At 67.8% G+C, this 5,361-nt stretch carries 4 protein-coding genes and 1 pseudogene; 4 read left to right on the forward strand and 1 reads right to left on the reverse strand.

The features are described from left to right. From ACFU7Y_RS39300 to ACFU7Y_RS39315, 4 genes and pseudogenes are all read left to right on the forward strand, one after another. The coding region (locus ACFU7Y_RS39300; RefSeq protein WP_380771240.1) for a transposase at positions 1-1,250 on the forward strand (1,250 nt) is incomplete at its 5' end. A gap of 419 nt (positions 1,251-1,669) precedes the next feature. Further along, the gene (locus tag ACFU7Y_RS39305) at positions 1,670-2,740 is read left to right on the forward strand and encodes a protein kinase family protein (RefSeq protein WP_224283941.1); all 1,071 of its coding nucleotides are present in this window, start codon (positions 1,670-1,672) and stop codon (positions 2,738-2,740) included. Positions 2,741-3,650: 910 nt separating this feature from the next. Next, positions 3,651-4,016: pseudogene (locus ACFU7Y_RS39310) on the forward strand (transposase); the annotation flags it as partial. Then, a complete protein-coding gene (locus tag ACFU7Y_RS39315; protein WP_380771241.1) occupies positions 4,013-4,612 on the forward strand; it encodes a hypothetical protein in 600 nt (199 codons plus the stop codon). The pseudogene ACFU7Y_RS39310 and the gene ACFU7Y_RS39315, both read left to right, overlap by 4 nt. 62 nt (positions 4,613-4,674) lie before the next feature. Here the strand turns inward: ACFU7Y_RS39315 and ACFU7Y_RS39320 are convergent, their stop codons facing one another. After that, positions 4,675-5,157, reverse strand: coding sequence for a hypothetical protein (locus ACFU7Y_RS39320; RefSeq protein WP_380771242.1), 483 nt, complete (start codon positions 5,155-5,157; stop codon positions 4,675-4,677). Positions 5,158-5,361: the final 204 nt, after the last annotated feature.

Here is a 5,361-nt window from a genome sequence, read left to right on the forward strand (position 1 = left end):
CCCATGTCATCAGCGCGGTGCGGGACCTGAACCGGCTGGAGCTGGCCGGGGAGAGCGTGCGCGCGGCGCTGGAGGCACTGGCCGTTGCGGCGCCGGCCTGGCTCGGGCAGGCGATGCCGGTGGCGGAGCTGGAGCTGCGCTATGCGGCCAGGGTCGACTCGTGGCGGCTGCCCTCGTCGAAGACGAAGCGGGACCGGCTGGCCGAGGTCTACGGCCAGGACGCGCTCGCGCTGCTGCATGCGCTCCAGGCGCCCGACGCCCCGGTGTGGCTGCGGGAGATCGAGGCGGTCCAGTTGCTGCGGAGGATCTTCCTGCAGACCTACTACGTGCACACCGACGCCCGGGGACGGGAGGTGGTCAGGAAGCGGGAGGCCGAGGTGGACGGCGTCCCGCCCGGCCATCTGCGGCTCGCCTCCCCCTACGACCGCGACGCGCGCTGGTCCGCCAAGGGAGACGAGCTGTTCTGGTGCGGCTACAAGGTCCACCTCACCGAGACCTGCGACGACCGTGCCGGGGCCCGGACCCGGGCTCCGAACCTGATCACGGACGTGGCCACCACCGTGGCGACCGAGCCGGACGTGACTGCCACCGCCGGCATCCAGCATCGTCTGACGCAACGGCAGATCAAGCCGGGCGAGCACTACCTCGACTCCGGCTATCCCTCCGCCGACCTGGTCATCGCCGCCGCAGGCGAGGGCATCGCCATGATCACACCGCTGCTGGCCGACCACTCCCGGCAGGCCCGGGCCGCCGAAGGCTTCGACAAGAGCGCCTTCCGCGTCGACTGGACAGCTCGTCAGGTCCGCTGCCCGGAAGGCCGCACCAGCGCGGGCTGGTATCCCGTCCGGCAGCACGGCCACGACGCCATCGTGATCGAGTTCGCCCGGGCAGACTGCGGCACCTGTCCGTCCCGCGACAAGTGCACCACCGCGGCGCGCGGCAACCGCATGCTCACCCTGCGGCCCCGAGAGCTGCACGAGACCGTCGCCGCCGCCCGCGCCGAGCAGAAGACCGACACCTGGCAAGCCAAGTACGCCCTCCGGGCCGGGGTCGAGGGCACCATCAACCAGGCCCTCGACCTCACCGACCTGCGCCGGGCCCGCTACCGCGGCCTGCCCAGGACCAGCCTCCAACACGCCTATTCCGCCACCGCGATCAACGTCATCCGACTCGACGCCCACTGGACCGAACAGACCCGAAGCCCCCGGACCAGCCGACTCACCCGACTCGCCCACCAACTCGCAGCCTGATCACCGGCCTCTAATTGAGCAACAGAGTCTCTGACCTGCGGAAACGTCCGAAACTGCCGTATGGGCGGTGGTCGGGGAGATGGTCGGGGAAACAGTCGGGGAGCAGCAGGGGGAGCGGTGGTCCCCGTCGGGGGCGTTGACGGCCTGTTGGCGGGGTGGAATCACCGCCGGGGCCGGGGCGGGTCCAGCGTAGCCGTGCGGGGCCGTGACAGGGGCGCTGTGGGCCGTCCGGCGGGCTTGGGCGGGTAGGGTGAGTTTTTCTGGGTGGTTGGGGAGCACGTTTTCGGTGGGTTCGGGTACCAGTGGTGGCAAATCAGATACCGGGCGGTTTTGCAGTCCGAGGCTGACCTTGGCGGCGGGAGTCGATTACGTTTGAGCGATCACCGACGCCCTGGTCCGGGGGCACAGAGGAGCCGTCGATGCGCCACTCCGAATCTCAGCACGACGCACGTCTGGCCGCCTACGGGACCGTCGCCACCCGCCTGTCCCTACTGAGCGACCGGCGTCTCGGCGAGATCGTGGCGTCCGCTCCTTCAGTCGGATCCGGTATCGGCGGCAGGTCGGCGGAGCTGGACATCGATGGGACGCGGGTCTTCGTCAAGAGGGTGCCGCTGACAGACGTCGAGACCCAGCCGGAGAACGTTCGGTCCACGGCGAACCTCTTCGGTCTGCCGACGTTCTATCAGTACGGAGTGGGCTCGGCCGGGTTCGGTGCCTGGCGCGAGCTGGCCGTCCACATCATGACCACCAACTGGGTCCTTGGGAAGGAGTACGAGGGCTTTCCCCTGATGTACCACTGGCGTGTCCTGCCCGACTCCCCTCCCGAGGACTTCGTGGACGAGTTCGGGGGCATCGACGGAGCGGTCGCCCACTGGGAAGGCTCGCAGGCCGTACGCGAGCGCCTGGAAGCCATCGGCCGATCCTCCCGCAGCCTGGTGCTGTTCTTGGAACACGTGCCGCAGACACTCCGCACGTTGTTGCGCGAGCACGGGGAGACTGCGGTGGCCACCGGCGGCGGCTCTCCTGCGTGGGTGGAGGATGCTTTGGCGCGGGGCACGGCATTCATGAGCTCTCACGGGCTCGTGCACTTCGACGCCCACTTCAACAACCTGCTGACCGACGGCCGGCTGATCTACTTTGCGGACTTCGGACTGGCCCTGAGCTCAGGCTTCGAGCTCTCAGCAGCCGAGCAGCAGTTCCTCTCGGACCACCTCGGGTACGACCGCGACTACACCGCGAGCCATCTGATCCACCACCTGATCGACCGCGTCCGGGCCGGTATCGAAGCAGACGTGTTCCTTCAGAAGTGGATCGCAGGTCGGAGGCCCGAGGCTGTTCCGCCCGAGATCGCTGTGATCGTCGAGCGGCATGCCCGGGCCAGCGTCGTCCTGGACGGCTTCCACCGCCGGCTGCTGTCGGAAAGCAAGCAGACGCCGTACCCCGGTGCCGAGCTCAACCGCGTCGCAGACGCCGGTGAGGCATCTCGCTGACATCCGACAGGAACAGGCCCCGGCCGCGACTTGTCAGGGAGGCGACCTGCGGGCCCGCAGCCACAAGCCAACGGCGTCCTTGGGACTCCAGCACCCGGACACTCCGCCCCAGTTGGGAAGGTCACTCGATCAGTGGCTCCCAACCTCGCCAAAAAATCACGCCCAGGGCAAGCACACCAGCTACCACGACGCACTCAACCGCGTATGCGCCGGCGCCCAGGCACAGCCCGCGGACCACACTGCCTCGCCCGTTGCCGTGCTCCCCGTCCAGCTCACCGCGGCCGAAGAAGCCGAGAAGTCGCTGGCCGCGGTGCTGTTCGAACGCACGACGGCGCTGATGGCCAGCCACTCCAGGGCGGAACTGGCGGCCATGGTCCGCCAGAGCGGGTTCGACGAAGAGAAGTTTCACCCCGGAATGTTCTCCACGCAGGAACTCGCCAGCCTCCTCGTCCAGTACGAAGACCGGGTAGAGCGTGGCGAGGCGCAGCCCGCGGACTTCATCCCCCTGGCCGTGTTCCCCGCAGTCCGCACCGCGGCCGAAGAAGCCGAGGCGGCGCCGGCCAACGAGCTGTTCGAGCGCATCAGAGCGTTGATGGCCGGCCACTCCAAGGGGGAGTTGGCGGCCATGGTCCGCAAGACCGGGGGCGGCGGAGGGAAGTACGGCCCCGAGCTCTGGGAAAAGCAGGAACTCGTCGGCTACCTCGTCCACCGCAAAGACATGCTGGAGCGCGACCAGGCGTACGGCTGGGTGGGGCTGCACAACGGCGAGCCACCGATCGGCACCTGCCCCCACTGCGGAGGCACCGGGTGCACCGGCCACGACAGCGCTACGCCCTGGCCCGAGACCCGCGAACGTTTCCGCGTCAAGAAAGCCAGAGCAGCTCAGCGCCCATTACTGTGGGCGCGTCTCGACCACCCCGGCGTCAAGAAGATCTGGGCAGACCAGGGCTTCGCCGGCCGCCTGGTCGACTGGGCCGCCACCATCCTGGGCCGCGAGCTGGAGATCGTCCGCAAGGATCCCGGGCAGCGAGGTTTCCAGGTGCAGCCCAAGCGGTGGGCGGTCGAGCGCACCCTTTCGTGGATCACCGCCCACCGCCGCCTCGCCCGCGACTACGAGACCAGCCCAGGCCACTCCGAGACGATGATCCGCTGGGCGATGATCGGCATCATGGTCCGCCGACTCACCCGCGGCCGCCCCGCCACCCGCCCTGGCCCACGCGCTGCAGCCCGAGAGACCTCAACTGAGCTTGGCAGACACGCTACTGTCACGCTGTGATCGACATCAACGCAGCCCGTCTCGGGACCGAAGCGGCCCGCCGCCTGCGGCAGGCCGACTGCTGCACCATAGAACCCGGCCTCAGCGACGACGAGTTCGACCGCATCGAATCCGAGTACGGCATCCAGTTCTCCGACGACCACCGCGCCTTCCTCGCAGCCAGCCTGCCCGTCAGCTCGCCACCTCAGGATGGAGCCACCTGGGACAAGCCCTGGCCCGACTGGCGCAACGGCAACCCCGACGATCTCCGCTCCCAACTCGCGTGGCCGACCGAGGGAGTACTGCTGGAGGTCGAGCACGGTTACTGGCACACCTCATGGGGCACACGCCCCGCTGAACCGAAGGCCGCCCAGGCCGCCGCGGAGGTGCAGCTGACAGCGGTGCCCAAACTTGTACCGATCTACGCGCACCGGTTCCTCCCCGCAGGCAGCGGAACCCACGGGCACCCCGTCCTCTCGATCTGGGGTACGGACATCATCTACTACGGCGAAGACCTCGCCGAGTACATCAGTGCCGAGTTCGAAGAAGGGTACGAGCACCCCGAGACTTGGAACCCGCGACCGAACGTCCCCTTCTGGCAGGACTTCGTTCGGTAGTCCGGCTGCCTTGTTGCAGATCTCAAACACGGTCTCAGGCCCCGGCTGTGAGCCAGCCCTGATCATGTGTCGCAGGAGCCGTCCCAGGGGGCGCTGAATCCGAGACGGTTCGGGTAGAACTCGGCCCAGTCGTCCTGTTCCTCGCCTTCGGCGTACTCGCCGTGACATTCGAGGACGAGGCCGAAGAGGACACCTTCGCAATGCTCAGCGAAGGGCGCGATCTTGATGTCGCCGAACTTCCGCCCAGGCAAGGCGCCAAGCCACCCGTCCAACAGTTCCCGAGCCGCTGCTACCACAGGCATCTTCTCGGGGCCGTCTGGGACGGTCCCTGTTGCCTCGATAGTGGAGTCGATGTGACGCCCGCTCTCGTCGAACTCGTGCAAGACGGCGTACCAGCGCTTCACGGGGCGGCCGCAGTCGCCGCCTTCCCGACCCATGAACACGCCGGTCACGTGTGCGAAGAACTGGCCTCGGTCCCAACGGCCGATCGAGGCAGTGCGGTAATGGGGTTCATGCCTGATGGGTATCAGGTCCGGCACGCTCATGGCCGAACGATACGCGTTGGTGACGACACGCACCTGGCTCGACGATCGCAGGCGTTGGCACTTCTCTCTGATGCTGCTGTGCCTCACGTGCCTCGAAAGATGATCTTCGGCTAGGGCCTGTGTGATGTTGTGATCAATCAATGGTCAGCAGGAGATCATCGATCCAGATCATCGAGGCGCGGAGGTGAAGGCCGGCGAGGTAGC

Source organism: Kitasatospora sp. NPDC057542 (genome assembly GCF_042801945.1).
Taxonomy (GTDB): Bacteria; Actinomycetota; Actinomycetes; order Streptomycetales; family Streptomycetaceae; genus Kitasatospora.

Coding starts and splice junctions, on each gene's coding strand:
- ACFU7Y_RS39305 (WP_224283941.1), top strand. CDS start 1,670: ATGCGCCACTCCGAATCTCAGCACGACGCACGTCTGGCCGCCTACGGG.
- ACFU7Y_RS39320 (WP_380771242.1), bottom strand. CDS start 5,157: ATGAGCGTGCCGGACCTGATACCCATCAGGCATGAACCCCATTACCGC.